The 16429-nt window shown below is 71.6% G+C and carries 20 protein-coding genes; 14 read left to right on the forward strand and 6 right to left on the reverse strand.

The genetic code is table 11. From position 1 onward, the window contains the following. Positions 1–98: 98 nt before the first annotated feature. The 3 genes from mshA to ABD287_RS09045 all read left to right on the forward strand — a co-directional run bounded on the left by mshA (position 99) and on the right by ABD287_RS09045 (position 3121). On the forward strand, positions 99–1457 hold the full coding sequence (gene mshA / locus ABD287_RS09035) for a D-inositol-3-phosphate glycosyltransferase (protein WP_425565557.1): 1359 nt from the start codon (positions 99–101) through the stop codon (positions 1455–1457). A 29-nt stretch (positions 1458–1486) separates the two neighbouring features. Continuing rightward, positions 1487–2032 (forward strand): type III secretion system chaperone family protein, encoded by a 546-nt coding sequence (locus tag ABD287_RS09040; RefSeq protein WP_425565558.1) that lies wholly within the window; start codon positions 1487–1489, stop codon positions 2030–2032. A 327-nt stretch (positions 2033–2359) separates the two neighbouring features. Continuing rightward, entirely contained in the window at positions 2360–3121 is a 762-nt protein-coding gene (locus ABD287_RS09045; RefSeq protein WP_425565559.1) for a phosphoglyceromutase, read from the forward strand. 117 nt (positions 3122–3238) lie between these two features. Here ABD287_RS09045 and phoU read toward each other — a convergent pair whose 3' ends face one another. After that, the gene (gene phoU, locus ABD287_RS09050) at positions 3239–3895 is read right to left on the reverse strand and encodes a phosphate signaling complex protein PhoU (RefSeq protein WP_344171167.1); all 657 of its coding nucleotides are present in this window, start codon (positions 3893–3895) and stop codon (positions 3239–3241) included. A gap of 201 nt (positions 3896–4096) precedes the next feature. Between phoU and ABD287_RS09055 the strand changes: the two genes are divergently transcribed. Next, entirely contained in the window at positions 4097–5410 is a 1314-nt protein-coding gene (locus ABD287_RS09055) for a sensor histidine kinase (protein WP_425565568.1), read from the forward strand. A 13-nt stretch (positions 5411–5423) separates the two neighbouring features. Next, positions 5424–6107 carry a response regulator gene (locus ABD287_RS09060; protein WP_344171169.1) on the forward strand — a complete coding sequence of 228 codons (684 nt, stop codon included), beginning with the start codon at positions 5424–5426 and terminating at the stop codon, positions 6105–6107. Between the two features lie 48 nt (positions 6108–6155). Here ABD287_RS09060 and ABD287_RS09065 read toward each other — a convergent pair whose 3' ends face one another. Next, a complete protein-coding gene (locus tag ABD287_RS09065; protein ID WP_344171171.1) occupies positions 6156–6323 on the reverse strand; it encodes a hypothetical protein in 168 nt (55 codons plus the stop codon). Between the two features lie 239 nt (positions 6324–6562). Here ABD287_RS09065 and ABD287_RS09070 point away from each other — a divergent pair, with 239 nt between their 5' ends. Both ABD287_RS09070 and ABD287_RS09075 read left to right on the forward strand, forming a co-directional pair. Next, a complete protein-coding gene (locus ABD287_RS09070; protein WP_344171173.1) occupies positions 6563–6772 on the forward strand; it encodes a type II toxin-antitoxin system Phd/YefM family antitoxin in 210 nt (69 codons plus the stop codon). Next, positions 6769–7143, forward strand: a complete 375-nt coding sequence (locus ABD287_RS09075; protein WP_344171175.1) for a type II toxin-antitoxin system death-on-curing family toxin — start codon at positions 6769–6771, stop codon at positions 7141–7143. Before ABD287_RS09070 ends, ABD287_RS09075 begins: the two co-directional genes overlap by 4 nt. Here ABD287_RS09075 and ABD287_RS09080 read toward each other — a convergent pair. Next, entirely contained in the window at positions 7123–7968 is an 846-nt protein-coding gene (locus ABD287_RS09080) for a DUF3109 family protein (protein ID WP_344171177.1), read from the reverse strand. The genes ABD287_RS09075 and ABD287_RS09080 overlap by 21 nt on opposite strands. A 54-nt stretch (positions 7969–8022) precedes the next feature. Between ABD287_RS09080 and ABD287_RS09085 the strand changes: the two genes are divergently transcribed. Genes ABD287_RS09085 through ABD287_RS09095 form a run of 3 tightly spaced genes read left to right on the forward strand, consistent with a single transcriptional unit; the run spans position 8023 to position 10793 of the window. Further along, complete coding sequence (locus tag ABD287_RS09085; protein WP_344171179.1) at positions 8023–8964, forward strand: Ppx/GppA phosphatase family protein; 942 nt, start codon at positions 8023–8025, stop codon at positions 8962–8964. A 56-nt stretch (positions 8965–9020) separates the two neighbouring features. Then, positions 9021–9863, forward strand: coding sequence for a sugar phosphate isomerase/epimerase family protein (locus ABD287_RS09090; protein WP_344171181.1), 843 nt, complete (start codon positions 9021–9023; stop codon positions 9861–9863). Between the two features lie 9 nt (positions 9864–9872). After that, on the forward strand, positions 9873–10793 hold the full coding sequence (locus ABD287_RS09095) for a proline dehydrogenase family protein (RefSeq protein ID WP_344171183.1): 921 nt from the start codon (positions 9873–9875) through the stop codon (positions 10791–10793). A gap of 1 nt (position 10794) precedes the next feature. On the opposite strand, the gene fabG is transcribed toward ABD287_RS09095, so the two are convergent. Continuing rightward, on the reverse strand, positions 10795–11529 hold the full coding sequence (fabG, locus tag ABD287_RS09100) for a 3-oxoacyl-ACP reductase FabG (protein WP_344171185.1): 735 nt from the start codon (positions 11527–11529) through the stop codon (positions 10795–10797). Between the two features lie 240 nt (positions 11530–11769). On the opposite strand from fabG, the gene ABD287_RS09105 reads away from it, so the two are divergent. From ABD287_RS09105 to ABD287_RS09120, 4 genes are all read left to right on the forward strand, one after another. After that, positions 11770–11982 (forward strand): helix-turn-helix domain-containing protein, encoded by a 213-nt coding sequence (locus ABD287_RS09105; RefSeq protein WP_344171187.1) that lies wholly within the window; start codon positions 11770–11772, stop codon positions 11980–11982. 221 nt (positions 11983–12203) lie between these two features. Further along, complete coding sequence (locus tag ABD287_RS09110) at positions 12204–12305, forward strand: 30S ribosomal protein bS22 (RefSeq protein ID WP_007465623.1); 102 nt, start codon at positions 12204–12206, stop codon at positions 12303–12305. 51 nt (positions 12306–12356) lie between these two features. Beyond that, on the forward strand, positions 12357–13427 hold the full coding sequence (locus ABD287_RS09115; RefSeq protein ID WP_344171189.1) for an NAD-dependent epimerase/dehydratase family protein: 1071 nt from the start codon (positions 12357–12359) through the stop codon (positions 13425–13427). Then, entirely contained in the window at positions 13420–14286 is an 867-nt protein-coding gene (locus tag ABD287_RS09120) for a lysophospholipid acyltransferase family protein (RefSeq protein WP_344171191.1), read from the forward strand. The genes ABD287_RS09115 and ABD287_RS09120 overlap by 8 nt, the downstream gene beginning before the upstream one ends. Positions 14287–14308: 22 nt before the next feature. Here ABD287_RS09120 and ABD287_RS09125 read toward each other — a convergent pair whose 3' ends face one another. Then, positions 14309–15472, reverse strand: coding sequence for a hypothetical protein (locus ABD287_RS09125; RefSeq protein WP_344171193.1), 1164 nt, complete (start codon positions 15470–15472; stop codon positions 14309–14311). Then, the gene (locus ABD287_RS09130; RefSeq protein WP_425565569.1) at positions 15469–16206 is read right to left on the reverse strand and encodes an HAD family hydrolase; all 738 of its coding nucleotides are present in this window, start codon (positions 16204–16206) and stop codon (positions 15469–15471) included. Before ABD287_RS09130 ends, ABD287_RS09125 begins: the two co-directional genes overlap by 4 nt. Between the last annotated feature and the right edge of the window lie 223 nt (positions 16207–16429).

Below are 16429 nucleotides of genomic sequence, written 5' to 3' on the forward strand. Positions count from 1 at the left end.
TGTGTCACGTCTGGGAGGCGGTCATTCACAAGAACGCATGCCGGCGGGAAGATGTGCCGCGGCGCGGGCGTTGCGTGGCAGGAGCGAAGCTGGCGGCGATGGGAGCGAATGTGGCGAATTGGACAGATGGACGTCCTGGTGACGTTCCGTCCGGGCTTCGCCGGATCGCCACCCTCACAGTCCACACCTCGCCGCTCGACCAGCCCGGCACCGGCGACGCCGGCGGGCTCAACGTCTACGTCGTCGAGGTCGCCAAGCGGCTCGCCGCCGCGGGCGTCGAGGTGGAGATGTTCACCCGGGCCACCGCCAGCGACCTTCCGCCGGTGGTCGAGCTGGCCCCCGGCGTCCTGGTCCGCCACCTGGTCGCCGGACCCTTCGAGGGCCTGGCCAAAGAGGAGCTGCCGGCGCAGCTGTGCGCGCTGACCACCGGCGTGCTGCGGGCCGAGGCGGCCCGCCCGCCCGGCTACTACGACCTCATCCACTCCCACTACTGGCTCTCCGGCCAGGTCGGCTGGCTCGCCAAGGACCGTTGGGGCGTGCCGTTGGTGCACACCGCGCACACCCTCGCCAAGGTCAAGAACGATCAGCTCGCCGACGGGGACCGGCCCGAGCCGAAGGCCCGAATCATCGGCGAGGAGCAGGTCGTCGCTGAAGCCGACCATCTCGTCGCCAACACCACAGTTGAGGCCGGTGACCTCATCACCCGGTACGGCGCCGACCCGTCCCGGGTGTCGGTCGTCGAGCCGGGCGTCGACCTGCAAACCTTCCGGCCGTCGTCGGCCGGGTGTGAGCGGACCGTCCGTCGGCGCTCCCGCCGGCAGCTGGGCCTGCCCGAACACGGCCAGGTGGTGGCGTTCGTCGGACGTATCCAACCGCTCAAGGCCCCGGACGTGCTGCTGCGCGCCGCCGCTGACCTCGCCGCCCGGGACCCGGAGCTGGCCGGCCAGCTCACCGTCGTCATCGTCGGCGGTCCCAGCGGCAGCGGGATGGACCGGCCCGCCGCCCTCATGGAGCTGGCCGCCGCGCTGGGGCTCGCCGACAGCATCCGCTTCCTGCCTCCGCTGCCACCCGAAACGCTGGCCGACCTGTACCGGGCTGCGGACCTGGTGGCGGTTCCCTCGTACAGCGAATCCTTCGGACTGGTGGCGCTGGAGGCGCAGGCGTGCGGCACGCCGGTGGTCGCCGCGGCCGTCGGCGGCCTGGTCACCGCGGTCCGGGACGGCCACAGCGGGCTGCTGGTCCCTGGCCACGAGCCGGCCCAATGGTCGGCCGCGTTCGCCGGCCTGCTGCGCGCGCCGACACGGCTGGCGGAGTTGGCCAGGGGCGCGGTCGACCACGCGCGGGACTTCTCCTGGGACCGCACGGCCGCCGGCCTGCTGGCCGTCTACGGTGGGGCGATGGCGCAGCGACAGGCCCAACGCCAGGCCGACCAGCCCGTCGGGGCGGTGGCCTGGTGACCGCGGCGCGGGCCGCTCAGCGCTCCGCGGTGGGCGAGCTGATCGCGCGGTTCTGCGCCGAGCGTGACCTACCGCTGGAGCGGACCGGCGAGCACGCGTACGCCGTGACGCTTCCGGGCACGCACAAGCTCAGGACCGTCTGCCATCTCATCGTCGGCGAGCACGCGTTGCGGATCGAGGCGTTCGTCATGCGGCAGCCCGACGAACGTCGGGAGGACGTCTGGGCGTGGTTGCTGCGACGTAATTCGCGCATGTACGGGCTGGCCTTCTCGATCGACGCCGCGGGGGATATCTATCTGACCGGTCGGGTCGGCCTCGGCGCGCTCGCTGAGGACGAGCTTGACCGTTTGTTGGGGTCCGCCCTCAGCTATGCGGATGGATCTTTCGACACGCTGTTGGAGATCGGCTTTGGCTCGGCCATCCGACGGGAATGGCAGTGGCGGGTCAGCCGCGGCGAGTCGGTGGCTAATCTGCGCGCCTTTGCCCATCTATTTCCTCAGGAATCGCCCGCGGACGAGCGCCATGACGAGGGCTCACCTCGCGAATCTGACGCCTCGGGTAAGCCATCGGTGTGACGGGGGGAACAAGCCGTCGCGTTGTGTTGGGCCCCTTCGGTAACTAAGGTTTGGGTCAGCACTTGTGCTTCGACGCCTCGCAAACGTTCGCCTGGGGAGTATTCCATTCGCTTCCAGCGGACGTGGGCATTCGACGGAGACGGTGGGGGAAAGAGCGGAGACGCTCGCCGTTGGGGAACGGCATCGTGAGGCCGGCTGATCCGGACAGCGCTTATGGGGATGGGCGCTCGGATCCGCCGGCTTTTCGAGTTCTCTGGATCGCCGCGACGTTTCCGGCCGGTATCCGTCAGGCGCCTCCGCCCGCCTGACCGGCCCGGGTGCGGCAGGATGTCAGTCATGACTCTGGGAACCCTGGTGCTGCTGCGGCACGGCGAGAGCGAGTGGAACGTCAAGGGCCTGTTCACCGGATGGGTGGACGTGGACCTGACCGCCAACGGCGAGACCGAGGCCCGTCGTGGCGGGGAACTGCTCGTCGAGCACGGCCTGCTGCCGGACGTCGTCCACACCAGCCTCCAACGCCGCGCCATCCGAACCGCGAACATCGCGTTGGACATCGCCGACCGGCACTGGATTCCGGCCCGGCGGTCGTGGCGGCTCAACGAACGCCACTACGGAGCGTTGCAGGGCAAGGATAAGAAGCAGACCCTCGTCGAGTTCGGTGAGGAGCAGTTCATGCTCTGGCGCCGCTCCTACGACACCCCGCCACCGCCGCTCGCCGACGACGACGAGTTCTCACAGGTCGGCGACGCCCGTTACGCCGAGCTGGCGCCCGAGCAGCTGCCCCGCGCCGAGTGCCTCAAGGATGTCGTCGGCCGGATGCTGCCGTACTGGCACGACCAGATCCTGCCGGACCTGCGGGCCGGCCGGACTGTTCTGGTAGCGGCCCACGGCAACTCGCTGCGGGCCCTGGTCAAGCACCTCGACCAGGTCTCGGACGAGGCGATCGCCAGGCTGAACATCCCGACGGGTATGCCGCTGCGCTACGAACTGGACCCGGGCACGCTGCGTCCGCTGACGGCCGGTGGCGTGTATCTCGACCCGACGGCGGCGGCCGCCGCGGCCGCCGCCGTAGCCAACCAGGGCCGCTGACCCGACAAACCCCGGCCCGAGGACGGCGCCGACCATGGACGCTGCGCGTGAAACTCCGCTGACTTGCGGCTGACTCGCGCGCAGCGTCCAGGTCACCAAGTGCGGCGTCGCGGCGGATCAGTCGGTCGCCGAGGTGGGCTGTTCGCCGGTGATCAGGTACACGACGTGCCGGCCGGCGTTGACGGCGTGGTCGGCGTACCGCTCGTAGAAGCGGCCCAGGAGCGCCGCGTCGACGGCGGGCTCGACGCCGTGCGGCCAACCGGGCCCGAGCACGATGCCCAGCAGCTGTCGGTGCAGGGTGTCCATGGCGTCGTCGGCGTCGTCCATCCGGGCGGCCTGGGTGGCGTTGGGGGCCGAGAGCACGCGTCCCATCTCGCCGGCCATCCGGTCGGCGACGTTCGCCATCTGCCGGAACACGCCGACCAGCTCCTGCGGCAGCGCCGACGCCGGGTGCCGGCGGCGGGCGGTGCGCGCCACATGCCGGGCCAGGTCGCCCATGCGCTCGATGTCGCCCGCGATGTGCAGGGCGCTGACCACCATGCGTAGGTCCCCGGCGACCGGCGCCTGCCGGGCGAGCACCTCCCGAACCTGCTCCTCGACCTGCCGGTACAGGTCGTCGATGTCCTGGTCCCGGGCCACCACCGACTCGGCGGCATCGAGGTCCGCTGAGATCAACGCGTCGGTGGCCTGGCTCATCGCGGCCCGAACCGCGTCGGCCATCGATACCATTAACCGGCCGATCTCCAACAGGCTGGCGTCGAACTCCTCGCGCATAAGGCTCCTCAGATTGTCGTTACGGCGCCACCGTAGGCCCGCTCACGCGGCCGCCGGGTTAACTGCGGTGAACACATGTCGGCGGGAAAGTGAACAGTACGGCCCTCGCGTCCGCTTCGTGTCGCTCGCTGCCCGGATGCGCGAAACAATGAGCCGTACGATCGTCTTGTGGATCTGGCAGCGGCAACCCTGGCTGAGCCGATGGCGTTGGCCGTCGGCTCCGGGCTGTTGGCTGGCCTGGCCTTGGCCACCGTCGCATGGGCGGTCCACAGCCGCCGATCGCGTCCGGCCGGCTCCCTCCGCGCCGTACCGAGCGGCGCAACCAGGGGGAGGACCATCATCGGCGCGCTCACCACCGACGTCCATCGCCGCTGTCTGGACGCGCTCCGGGCCGGCATGGTCGTGCTCGACGCCGACGACGAGCCGGTGCTGGTCAACCCGGCGGCTCGGGCGATGGGCCTGCTCCGTGCGGCCGGTCCGGGCATCGTCACCGCGCACCCCATCGTGCGGACCATCGCCGGGCAGGTCCGCCGCACCGGCGTCCGCCGTGAGGTGGAGCTGGACCTGCCGCGTGGTCGGGCGCCCGGGGGCTCGGACGCCCTCGGGGTGCACCTGAGCGCGGTCTCGCTGGGGGAGGGCTACGTCGCCGTCGAGGCGTCGGACGTCACCGAGGCGCACCGCGTGGCCAGGGTGCGGAAAGATTTCGTCGCCAACGTGAGTCACGAGCTGAAGACCCCGATCGGGGCGTTGCAGCTGCTCGCCGAGGCGCTGCTCGACGCCACCGAGGCGCCGGTCGACGACAACGCCGTCGCGCAGCCCGAGGCGACGGCCGCGACGCGTCTGAGCGCTCTCGGCGTCGCTGACGATGTGGCCGCCGCGCGGCGCTTCGCCGAGCGCATCCAGATCGAGTCCACCAGGCTCGGCAGGCTCGTCAACGAGCTACTGGAGCTGTCCCGGCTACAGGGCGCGGAGCCGCTGCCGGACCTGGTGCCGGTCTCGCTGGACTGGGTGATCGCCGAGGTGATCGACCGCAGTCGCACCGCCGCCGCGGCCAAGCACATCACGGTCGAGGTGACCGGGGACAAGAACCGCACCGTGTACGGCCGGGACAGTCAACTCGCGACCGCCCTGGCGAACCTCGTGGAGAACGCCATCGCCTACGCCAGCGAGAACACCACGGTCGCGGTGACGGTCGGCGGGGACGCCGACGAGTTGACCCTTGAAGTCACCGACGAGGGCATCGGCATCGCCGCCGGCGACCTCGACCGGATCTTTGAACGCTTCTACCGGGCCGACCAGGCGCGTTCCCGCGCGACCGGCGGCACCGGGCTGGGGCTGGCGATCGTCAAACACATCGCCACCAACCACGGCGGCCGGGTCGAGGTGCGCAGCAGGCTCGGTGAGGGGTCGACGTTCACGCTTCGGTTGCCGGCGCGCCCGCCGGAGGAGAGCCTGCCGATACCGATGTCTGCTGAAGTCGCGGCTGGCCGTGCCGCTGGCGGCTCTGCCGCCTGACGAAAGGAACAATGTGTCCCGGGTGCTGGTCGTGGAGGACGAGGAGTCCTTCTCCGATGCTCTGTCCTACATGCTGCGCAAAGAGGGGTTCGAGGTCGCGGTGGCGGCGACCGGGACGGCGGCCCTCACCGAGTTCGACCGCGCCGGGGCGGACATCGTCCTGCTCGACCTGATGCTGCCCGAGATGGCCGGCACCGAGGTGTGCCGGCAACTGCGGCAGCGGTCCCAGGTGCCGATCATCATGGTCACCGCGCGGGACAGCGAGATCGACAAGGTCGTCGGGCTGGAGATCGGCGCCGACGACTACGTGACCAAGCCGTACTCGCCGCGGGAGTTGGTGGCCCGGATCCGGGCGGTCCTGCGCCGGCAGGGCTCCGAGCCGGTGGAGTCCGACGCGGGCTCGCTCATCGCCGGTCCGGTGCGGATGGACGTCGAGCGGCATGTGGTGACCGTGGGCGGGGCGCCGGTGGCGCTGCCGTTGAAGGAGTTCGAGCTGCTGGAGCTGCTGTTGCGCAACGCCGGCCGGGTGTTGACCCGGGGGCAGTTGATCGACCGGGTGTGGGGCGCGGACTACGTCGGCGACACCAAGACGTTGGACGTGCATGTCAAGCGGTTGCGTTCGAAGGTCGAGCCGGAACCGTCGAGCCCGCGGCACATCGTCACGGTGCGAGGTCTGGGCTACAAGTTCGAGCCGTGACCAACACGGCTACGACGTCTGCGGTCGGACCGCGGCCCTGTCGGTGGCTCAGAGCTGGCGGATGATCGCCCAGCCGCCCCACAGGATGGACAGGGAGAGCAGGCCAGCGACGGGCATCGCCCAGAAGCCGACTTTGCGCTGCCCGACGAGCCACATGCCGCCCCAGCCGACGGCGCCGGCGGCCAGCAGGAACACGAACCAGAGTAGGTATTTCACCTTGTCCCTTTCGAAGGATCGAGAGAGACGAATCTGATACGTGATCGGCTTCGGGGTAAAGGCAACTGTCGGATATCTGACTTACTGGCCAGGTCTGGGCCGATCGTGGAGGAGGCCACCCACCTTGTCTGGGGCTGCGTCACGCAAGTCCGACGCGATCTGTACGGTGGTTGTACAGTTGGCTGATGACTGCGCACCCGACGCCTCAGCCCCCTGGGTCTGAGCCCCCTGAGGCCAGCGTGGCCATCAGCGACGCCCGGGCCCGGCTCGCCGAGCTGGTGGAGTCCGCCGAGGCCGGCACCGTCACCTACCTGACCCGGCACGGGCATCGGGTGGCCGCCATCGTGCCGGTTGATCTCCCGGCGGAGGCGGGCAGCGCGCGGGTCCGGGCCTTCGCCCGGGACTTCGCCGATCGGCGCCGCGGGCTGCTCGACCGCCTCGCGGAGTGACGCGTCACCTGACGGTCGAGGATGTCCTGGCGATCGCCGAAGAGATCGGCGCCGGGGCGGAGCTGCGTGATTTCGGCCTGCTCGATTCGGCCGTGGGAAGGCCCCGGGCGTCCCTGTTCGGCGCGGACGCCTACCCGGACTTCTGGTCCAAGGCGGCAGCGCTCATGCACTCGATCGTCGCGAACCACCCGTTCGTCGACGGTAACAAGCGCACCGGGCTGGTCTCGGCGTTGGCGTTCCTGGACCTCAACGGCGTCCCCATCGCAGCATTCGACGAATCGGATGCCTACGACTTCACCATCGCGGTCGCTTCGGGCGCGCTCACCGAGATCGACGCCATCGCTGACCAGCTACGGCGCGTTTTCGGCTGACGGCGTCGCGGCGACCGTGGCCGGGTGGGGGGCGATCTGGCCGGTGGCGACGCGGGCCGCGCACAGCCGTTCCAGCTCCCCGTATGCCGCCGACCCGATGAGGGCGGTCAGCTCCGCCGCGTACGACCGGTACATCGGCTCGGCGCCGCCGTGCGCGTCCGGCGACGAGGTGCACCACCAGTCCAGGTCGTGCCCGCCCTCGCCCCAGCCGCGCCGGTCGAACTCGGTGAGCACGGTCAGCAGCACCCGGGAGCCGTCGGGGCGGGTCGTCCAGTCCTGGTCCCGCCGGACCGGCAGCTGCCAGCAGACGTCCGGTTTGTAGGTCAGCGGGTGGACGCCGTCGCGCAGCGCCTGCCCGTGCAGGGCACAGCCGCCGCCGCCGGGGAAGTCCGCGTCGTTGAGGAAGACGCACGGCTCGTCCTCGCCCCGGGTGGCGGTGCGCCGGGCCGGGGCGTCGCCGTCCGCGCTGTCCACAGTGGTGTAGTTGGCGAAGCCGCGCCGGTAGTGTTGCCAGGTGGCGCGGCGGAGGCGGCCGGTGGCGGCACGGACCCGCTTCTCGTCGTCGGCGTCGGTGAAGAAGGCCCCGTGCGAGCAGCAGCCGTCGCGGGAGCGGCCGGCGATGATCCCGTGACAGCCCCTGCCGAAGACGCAGGACCATCGCGACAGCAGCCAGGTCAGGTCCGCCCGGATCCGGTGTTCGGCGTCGGCCGGGTCGGCGAACTCGATGAACTCGCGCGGGAAGTCCAGCGCGGTCTCGCGCGAACGGGGGGTGTTCGCGGACGTGTCGGACCCGCCCCTTACCGGAGCATCCGCCTGATTTGCCATCCGTTCAGGGTACGGCGCTCGGTCACGTCCGCCGCGCCGCAGTAGGGTCGGCCCATGCGACTGGGTGTGCTGGATGTCGGTTCGAACACGGTCCACCTGCTTGTCGTCGACGCCCATCCTGGCGCGCACCCCTGGCCGGCCCGGTCAGAGAAGACGTTGCTGCGACTGGCCGAGCGGATCGGCGCCGACGGCGCCCTGGCCAAGGACGGCGCCGACGACCTCGTCGCGGCCGTCGCCCGGGCCCGGGAGTCCGCCACCGCGATGGGCGCCCAGGAACTGCTGGCCTTCGCCACCTCCGCGGTGCGCGACGCCACCAACGGCGCCGAGGTGCTCCGTCAGGTGCGCGAGCACGCCGGCGTCGCCCTGTCGGTGCTCTCCGGCGCCGACGAGGCCCGGTTGACCTTCCTGGCCGCCCGACGGTGGTTCGGGTGGTCCGCCGGCCGGTTGCTGACCCTGGACATCGGCGGTGGCTCGCTGGAGCTGGCCGCGGGCGTCGACGAGGTGCCCGATCTGGCGCTGTCGGCGCCGCTGGGCGCCGGGCGCCTCACCCGCCGGCTGGGGATGACGGCCGACAGCCAGGAAGCCCCGGACCAGGACGCCGTCGAGGAGCTGCGCCGATACGTCGAGCTGGAGCTGGCGCCGGTGGCGAAGCGGCTCGCCGTGGTCGACTGGGACCGCGCTGTGGTGACCTCCAAGACGTTCCGCAGCCTGGCCCGGCTGGCCGGCGCGCCGTCGTCATCGGCTGGCCTGTGGGCGCCCCGTCGACTGACCCGGACCGGACTGGGGCAGGTGCTCGGGTTCATCCGGCACATGTCGCCGGCGGCGCTGGGCCGGATGGACGGGGTGAGCCCAGGGCGGGCGCACCAACTGCTGGCCGGGGCGGTGGTCGCCGAGGCGACGTTGCGGCTGTTGGACGTCGAGCTGGCGCATGTCTGCCCGTGGGCGCTGCGCGAAGGCGTCATCCTGCGCAGACTCGACCAGTATGGCACTGGATGATCCATTTTGGGGTGCCTTATCGCGCCTGGCAGGCGCTCCGCCGCTAGGCTGACCCCGTGGTCCCGGTCCTGCTCTCAAGCTCCTCGGTCTTCCCCGAGCCGACGGCCGCCGCCTTCGAGCTGGCCGGCGCCCTCGGCTACGACGGGGTCGAAGTCATGGTCTGGACCGACGCCGTCAGCCAGGACGCCCGCGCCCTGGCCGGCCTGGCCGAGCATTACCACACGCCGGTGCTGTCGGTGCACGCGCCGTGCCTGCTGGTCACGCAGCGGGTGTGGAGCCCTGACCCGTGGGTGCGGCTGCGCCGCGCCGCCGAGTTGGCCGACGACCTCGGCGCCCCGACCGTCGTCGTCCATCCGCCGTTCACCTGGCAGCGCGACTACGCCCGCCGGTTCGGCGAGGGCCTGGCCCGGCTCGCCGCCCGGTTCCCGCACATCAAGGTCGCCGTCGAGAACATGTACCCGGTGCGGCTGGGAAAGCGCGAGTTCGTCCCGTACCTGCCCGGCTGGGACCCGACGGTCCCCGGCTACGACGCGTACACGTTGGACATTTCCCACTGCGCCGCCGCCCGCACCGACCCGATCGCCATGGCCGACGCGATGGCCGCCGGGCTGGCGCACCTCCACCTCGGCGATGGCACCGGCGAGGGCCGTGACGAGCATCTCGTCCCGGGCCGGGGCGCCCAGCCGTGCGCGGAGCTGTTGTCCTCGCTCGCCGCGCGTGGTTTCGCCGGCTCGGTGGCCATGGAGGTCGCCACCAGGGGAGCGGGCAGCCGCGCGGTCCGCGAGGCGGACCTGGCCGAGGCGCTCGCGTTCGCCCGCACCCACCTCGGCCCGACGCCGACTCAATCGACCAAAGTCGATCGGGGTGGTCTCGTCGACCAGCCACCGGCGGCGGGTTAGTCTCAGCGGATGCTCCGAAAGCTGATCCTTGCCGCATCCAGGTCCCCGCGCCTGGAGCGGGTCATCGTCGACTCCCCGGTCAGCGGGGACGTGGTCCGCCGCTACGTGCCCGGGCCCGCCATCGACGACGCCGTCCGTGCCACCCGGGACCTCACCGGGTCCGGCCTCACCGTCACCGTGGACAACCTCGGCGAGGACACCACGACGCTGGAGCAGGCGACAGCGGTCCGGGACGAGTACGTGGCGCTGCTTCGGGCGCTGTCGGCGGCCGAGCTGACGCCGGCCGCCGAGGTCAGCGTCAAGCTGTCGGCGGTCGGCCAGCGGCTCGACGAGAAGCAGACCCTGGAGAACGCCCGCGCGATCTGCGCCGCGGCGACCGAAGCCGGGACGACGGTGACCCTCGACATGGAGGATCACACCACCACCGACTCGACGCTGGAGATCCTCGGCGAGCTGCGTAAGGACTTCCCGACCACCGGGGCGGTCGTCCAGGCGTATCTGCGTCGCACCGAGGCCGACTGTCGTGAGCTGTCGGCGGCCGGATCCCGGGTGCGGCTCTGCAAGGGGGCCTACGCCGAGCCCGAGTCGGTGGCCTACCAGTCGCGGCTTGAGGTCGACAAGTCATTTGTTCGCTGCGTCAACATCCTCATGGCCGGCGACGGCTACCCGATGCTGGCCACCCACGATCCGCGGCTCATCGCCATCGGTCAGGACCGGGCCCGTTGGTTCGGCCGTAGCGCCGACCAGTTCGAGCTGCAGATGCTGTACGGGGTCCGCCCGGCCGAGCAGCGCCGGCTCGCCCACGACGGCTACACGATGCGGGTCTACCTGCCGTACGGCACTGAGTCGTTCGGATACCTGGTGCGGCGGCTCGCCGAGCGGCCAGCGAACATGGCTCTGTTCGCCCGGTCCCTGGTCGCCCGCGGCTGACTCAGCGGGGGCGGGGCGAGGCGCCCGCCCGGTGGGCGTCGCCGTCGATCGGGAAGGTCTGCCCGGAGATCGTCCGGGCGTGCGGTCCGGCCAGGAACACGGCGAGCGCGGCCACGTCCGCCGGGTCCACCAGTCGGCGGATCGACTGGTGCTCAACCGACGCGGGGGACTCGTCGCCGGCCCGTCGCGGGTCGGCCAGCGGGCCGGGGTTGATGGTGTTGGCGGTGATGCCGTGCTGGCCCAGCTCGACGGCGAGCGTGCGGGTGAATCCGACCAGGCCCCACTTGGTGGTGGCGTAGGCGATCCGGCCCGGATGGCCGAAGCGCCCCGACAGCGACGACATGACGATGATCGCGCCGCGCCCGGACTGGCGCAGCAGCGGAACGGCCGCCTGGGTCACCAGGAACGTGCCGGTGAGGTTGAGGTCGAGCACGGCTGACCAGGCGGCGGCGCTGAGCGCGTCGACCGGCGCTTTCGGGCCGGTGACGCCGGCGTTGTTCACCAGGACGTCGAGGCCGCCGAGCCTGCCGTGGGCGTCGTCGATGAGGCGGACGGCCTCGGTGGGGTCGCTGAGGTCGGCGACAGTGCCGCTGAGCTGGCCACGGCGGGTCGCGGCGGCCACCGCCACGGCGTCGATGTCGGCGATGTGGACGCGGGCGCCGTCGGCGGCGAAGGCCCGGGCGATTGTCAGGCCCACCCCGTTCGCCCCGGCCGTGACGAGGACCCGCTGCGCCATATCTGATTCCCATCCCAGGCGTTCAGCCCCTCGCGGGGGACGAATGTCGTTATCGACGTTCCGGGCATCTTATGGGCATTTCATGAACGGCCGACGAGCGGTAGTGATCTCGTTCTGATGGTTCGGCTGACGATTCCGGCGTGGCGACTTGACCGTTTGGCGCGACTTGTCGCCGCAGTCACAGCGGTCCCGCTACCGTACAGAAGACGCGCGACTGACGACCGGACGGGAAGGTGCGCCATGACCAGATCACCGCAGGTCGACGGCGACCTCGCCGATGTCCGTTTCCTCACCGTGGCCGAGGTGGCGACGCTGATGCGGGTCTCCAAGATGACCGTCTACCGGCTCGTGCACAACGGTGACCTCACAGCGGTGCGGGTCGGCCGTTCCTTCCGGGTCCCCGAACACGCTGTGCACGAGTACCTGCGCGCCGCGTTCGACGAGTCAGCCTGACCGCCCGTCATGGCGCTCGGGGCCGTGTTGGCCCGCGCGATACCGGCCGGCTACCCTGATGGTCGACCGCAGTCCGTCGCACCCACATATCGGCTCGCGCCCCTGGAGCCGGTAGTCCCGCGTGCGGCTTGTCCTCGGTCGAGTGTCCAGGATCCAGGGCTGGCCGTCGCCGCCGCGTGTGCGCGTCGCCGGGCTCCCGTTTGTGTGAGGAAGGCTTTCGTATGGGCTCGGTGGTCAAGAAGCGCCGCAAGCGTATGGCGAAGAAGAAGCACCGCAAGCTGCTGCGCAAGACCCGCGTCCAGCGTCGTCGTCTCGGCAAGTAGGCCGGATCCGGCTCACCGGCCCGCGGCGCCGCCCGTGGTGAGGTTGCGGCCGTGACGGCCGCTCCCACCCCGGGCTCGCCCGGGGTGGTCGTCGTCACCGGCGTCAGCCGGTTCCTGGCGGCCACCGTCGCCGGCCGGCTCGCCGCGGATCCTTCCGTTGGTCGGGTCATCGGCCTCGACTCGGTCGCCGTCCCTGACGCTGTCGCGCCGTTGCTGCGCGGCGTCGAACGGATCAGCGCCGACGAGCGCGACGCCGCCAGCGCCATCGCCGATCTCGGGGCCACCGCGGTGGCGCACCTGGCGATCACCGCAGCGCCCGACCGCACCGACGACGACGGCGTCCACAAAGAGCGCAACATCATCGGCACCATGCGCCTGCTCGCCGCCTGCCAGCAGGCCCCGGGCCTGCGTAAACTCGTCGTGCGCTCGTCCACCGCCGCCTACGGCGCCTCCTTCCGTGACCCGGCGGTGTTCACCGAGGAGACCGAGCCCCGGGCGGTGCCCCGCGGCGGATTCGCCCGCGACATCCTGGACATCGAGGGATACGTCCGTGGTTTCTGCCGCCGCCGCCCCGATGTCGTCGGCACCGTGCTGCGGTTCGCCCCGGTCATCGGCTCCGCCGCCAACACCACCCTGACCCGCTACTTCTCCTCACCGCTGGTCCCCACCGTCTTCGGTCGCGACCCCCGGCTCCAGTTCGTCCACCTGGACGACGCCATCGAAGTGTTGGTGCGGGCCGTCACCGGCGACCACCCCGGCACCTTCAACGTCGCCGGGCCCGGGGTGCTCACCCTGTCCCAGGCGATCCGCCGCGCCGGGCGGATCGGCGTGCCGGTCTGGGAGGGTGGCCTGTCCGCCGCCGCCGCCCTGGCCCGCGGCCTGGACCTGCGCGGATTCAGCTTCGACCAGCTCGACCTGTTCGTCCACGGGCGGGTGGTCGACACCGACCGCCTCATCGCCGAGTTCGGCTTCCAACCGCGCTCCACCGCCGAGGCGTTCGACGACTTCATCAGCGCCCACCGCGGCGGCACGGTCATCCCGGCCGCCCAGGTGGCCGCCGCCGAACAGGCCATCCTGGACGGCATCCGCCAGGCACGCCGGGCCCGGAGTGGACATGTCTGAGATCGCGCCCCCGCCGGGCGACCTCTGGGACCAGCGGGTCGCCGCCGGCCTGGCGTTCCTGCGTGGACGGTTGACCGGCGACTACGAGGTTGACGAGTTCGGCTTCGACCCGCAGCTGTCCGACCACGTCTTCCAGCCGATGCTGCGGTTCCTCTACCACCACTGGTTCCGCACGGAGGTGCGCGGCGTGGAGCACCTGCCGGAGAAGGGCGCGGCGTTGGTCGTCGCGAACCACTCCGGGACGATCGCGCTGGACGCGTTGATGCTGTCGGTGGCGATCAACGAGGCGTACCCGGTCGGACGGAACCTGCGCCTGCTCGGGGCGGACCTGGTCTTCCGCACCCCGATCCTGTCCGAGTTGGCGCGCAAGTCCGGGGCGACCGTCGCCTGCCACGCCGACGCCGAGCGGCTGTTGGAGACCGGGCGGCTGGTCAGCGTCTTCCCTGAGGGCTTCAAGGGCGTCGGCAAGGGCTACCTTCAGCGGTACCGGCTACAGCGGTTCGGTAGGGGCGGCTTCGTGTCGGCTGCGCTGCGCACCGGCCAGCCGATTGTCCCGGTGGCGATCGTGGGCGCCGAGGAGGCGTACCCGATGCTCGCCGACATCCAGCCTTTGGCCCGGCTGCTCGGCCTGCCGTACTTCCCGGTCACGCCCACGTTCCCGTGGCTGGGTCCGCTGGGTCTGCTGCCGCTGCCGAGCAAGTGGCTGATCGAGTTCTGCCCACCGATCCCGACCGACGAGCTGGCCGGCCACGCCGACGATCCGATGGCGGTGTTCGATCTGGCGGACCAGGTCAGGGAGACGATTCAGGTCGCGGTCCGGCAGCTGCTGACGCAACGCCCCGACCCGTTTGGCGGCTGACCTAGCAGTTCTGGGGCTGACCCTAGCGGAGCGAGCGTAGGTCGAGCAGGCGCCAGGCGGTCGTGTCATCCTGGCCGGTGGACCACCACAGCCAGCCGCCGCGGCTGTTCACCATGCCCACCCCACGAGCGACCTCGACGGTGCGGCGTCCGGCCGCGTCGTACAGCAGCAGGTCCTGCTGGCTGTCGACGGCGCCCTGGCCCCCTACGCGGGTGAGAACCTCGTACCGGTCCAGCACGGCCACGTCGGTGATCGCCGCGGTGGCGCCCGGCCCGGCGACCCGACGACGCTGCGACCCGTCAACGCGCATGAGGTCGAGCTGGGTCGGCCCGTCCGCGCCGACGACCTGCACCCGGCACCACGCGGGGGAGCAGGTCACCAGCTCGGACGCCGACGACGGCACCCTGATCTGGCGGTTCTCGACGAGATTGTGCAGCTGCGCCTCGCCGGTGCTGGCCGACACCGCGCTCACCAGCCACGGCCACGCGGACAGCGCCCACTGCCCGGCCAGTTTCTGGATGGCGACCGCGCCGCCGGTCAACGGCGTGGACCGGATCTCGGTGACCGGGGTTTCGCCGGCGCCCAGCGCGACCCAGTGGACGCGGTTCTCGGCGACGGTCAGGTCGTGTTGGGAGTTGAAGAACGCCAGCGCGCCGGTGGCGGTGGTGAGGCGGCGCGGCGGAACGTCCCGCCGCCAGTCGGCGGACCACAGCTCGCTGATCGCGCTGCCGCCGCCACCGCTGATCGTCTCCGCCCACAGCAGCGTGTCGCCGCTGGCGGTGACCCCCGCGAACAGTGGATCGTCCGCCAGCGGCAGGGTTTTGAGGACCCGGGGGACGCTGGCGGTGTCCCACACGACGAGCCGGCTGGCGGCGCCGTCGGGGGTGGGCGCGGTGCCGGCCGAGACCGTCGGCGTCAGCACGTAGAGGGGGTCGTAGGCAGGGCCGTCGGGCATCGCGGCCGGAACGCTGCCCACGACCGCCTTCGGCCACGCCGCCGCCAACGGCTGCGGCTCGGTGGTGGCCGGCTGGCGCAGGTTCGGAAAGAGCAGGAGACCGACGGCGAACAGGGCCAGGACCAGCACCAGCACGCCGGGCGACCAGGGCGGGAGCAGGCGCCGCCAGCCGGTCCGCCGCGCCGGTGGTGTCCCTTCCCCGGGTTCGTCGGTGGCCGGGTCCGTGGTCATCGTGGGGCGGTCCGCCGCTTGCGCACGGCCAGGCCCGCGGTCACCGCCCCGACGACCGCCCCGGCGGCCAGCGCGGTGGGCACCGCCAACCGGACGGCCTTACGCCCGGTGCGGAAGTCCCGGACCTGCCAGCCGCGCTGCCGGGCCTCCCGGCGGAGCGCCGCGTCCGGGTTGACGGCCACCGCCCGCCCGACTACCGAGAGCATCGGGATGTCGTTGGCGGAGTCGCTGTAGGCGACGCAGCGGGTGAGGTCCAGCCCCTCGGCGGCGGCGATCGTACGGATCGCGTCGGCTTTGGCCGGCCCGTGCATGAGCTCGCCGACGAGCCGGCCGGTGTAGGCGCCGTCGCGGATCTCGGAGACCGTGCCGATGGCGCCGCTGAGGCCTAGCCGCCTGGCGATGACCCGCCCCAGCTCGACCGGGGCGGCGGTGACCAGCCACACCTGATGTCCGGCGTCCAGGTGCAGCTGCGCCAGCGCCCTGGTGCCCGGCCAGACCCGGTCGGCCATCAGCTCGTCGTAGATCTCCTCGCTGAGGCGCTCCAGGTCGGCGACGCGCCAGCCCTGGACGAAGGCGAGCGCGGTGTCCCGGGCCCGGTTCATGTCGCCCGCGTGCTCGGTGGCCAGGATGCGGAAGCGGAGCTGACCGAGGGCGAACCGGGTCAGGTCGCCGGCGGTGAAGTACTTGCGCGCGGCGAGCCCTCGGGCCAGCCAGTAGATCGACGCGCCCTGCATGATCGTGTTGTCGACATCGAAGAACGCGGCCGTCGCGAGATCCTGCGGCACGTCCACCGGCTCGTGAGTGAGCGCGGCGAACGGCAGTGGGGCGACGGCCTTCTCGGCCTTCTCCCGCCCTCGGACCACCGGGTCTCCTCTCGCCGCCGTCATCGTGCCGATTCTCCGGCGAGACTATCCGGCCGGACCGGCGAACGGGCTGATGCGCGCTGGCGGCGGTATG

Source organism: Pilimelia columellifera subsp. columellifera, from assembly GCF_039532605.1.
GTDB lineage: Bacteria > Actinomycetota > Actinomycetes > Mycobacteriales > Micromonosporaceae > Pilimelia > Pilimelia columellifera.

What these genes read in the sequence shown, in the direction of transcription:
- ABD287_RS09055 (WP_425565568.1), top strand. Translation starts at nt 4,097, where the DNA reads ATGGCGTTGGCCGTCGGCTCCGGGCTGTTGGCTGGCCTGGCCTTGGCC.
- mshA (WP_425565557.1), top strand. Translation starts at nt 99, where the DNA reads ATGGGAGCGAATGTGGCGAATTGGACAGATGGACGTCCTGGTGACGTT.
- ABD287_RS09125 (WP_344171193.1), bottom strand. Translation starts at nt 15,472, where the DNA reads ATGACCACGGACCCGGCCACCGACGAACCCGGGGAAGGGACACCACCG.
- ABD287_RS09110 (WP_007465623.1), top strand. Translation starts at nt 12,204, where the DNA reads ATGGGCTCGGTGGTCAAGAAGCGCCGCAAGCGTATGGCGAAGAAGAAG.
- ABD287_RS09130 (WP_425565569.1), bottom strand. Translation starts at nt 16,206, where the DNA reads ATGCAGGGCGCGTCGATCTACTGGCTGGCCCGAGGGCTCGCCGCGCGC.
- ABD287_RS09095 (WP_344171183.1), top strand. Translation starts at nt 9,873, where the DNA reads ATGCTCCGAAAGCTGATCCTTGCCGCATCCAGGTCCCCGCGCCTGGAG.
- fabG (WP_344171185.1), bottom strand. Translation starts at nt 11,529, where the DNA reads ATGGCGCAGCGGGTCCTCGTCACGGCCGGGGCGAACGGGGTGGGCCTG.
- ABD287_RS09120 (WP_344171191.1), top strand. Translation starts at nt 13,420, where the DNA reads ATGTCTGAGATCGCGCCCCCGCCGGGCGACCTCTGGGACCAGCGGGTC.
- phoU (WP_344171167.1), bottom strand. Translation starts at nt 3,895, where the DNA reads ATGCGCGAGGAGTTCGACGCCAGCCTGTTGGAGATCGGCCGGTTAATG.
- ABD287_RS09085 (WP_344171179.1), top strand. Translation starts at nt 8,023, where the DNA reads ATGCGACTGGGTGTGCTGGATGTCGGTTCGAACACGGTCCACCTGCTT.
- ABD287_RS09105 (WP_344171187.1), top strand. Translation starts at nt 11,770, where the DNA reads ATGACCAGATCACCGCAGGTCGACGGCGACCTCGCCGATGTCCGTTTC.
- ABD287_RS09080 (WP_344171177.1), bottom strand. Translation starts at nt 7,968, where the DNA reads ATGGCAAATCAGGCGGATGCTCCGGTAAGGGGCGGGTCCGACACGTCC.
- ABD287_RS09045 (WP_425565559.1), top strand. Translation starts at nt 2,360, where the DNA reads ATGTCAGTCATGACTCTGGGAACCCTGGTGCTGCTGCGGCACGGCGAG.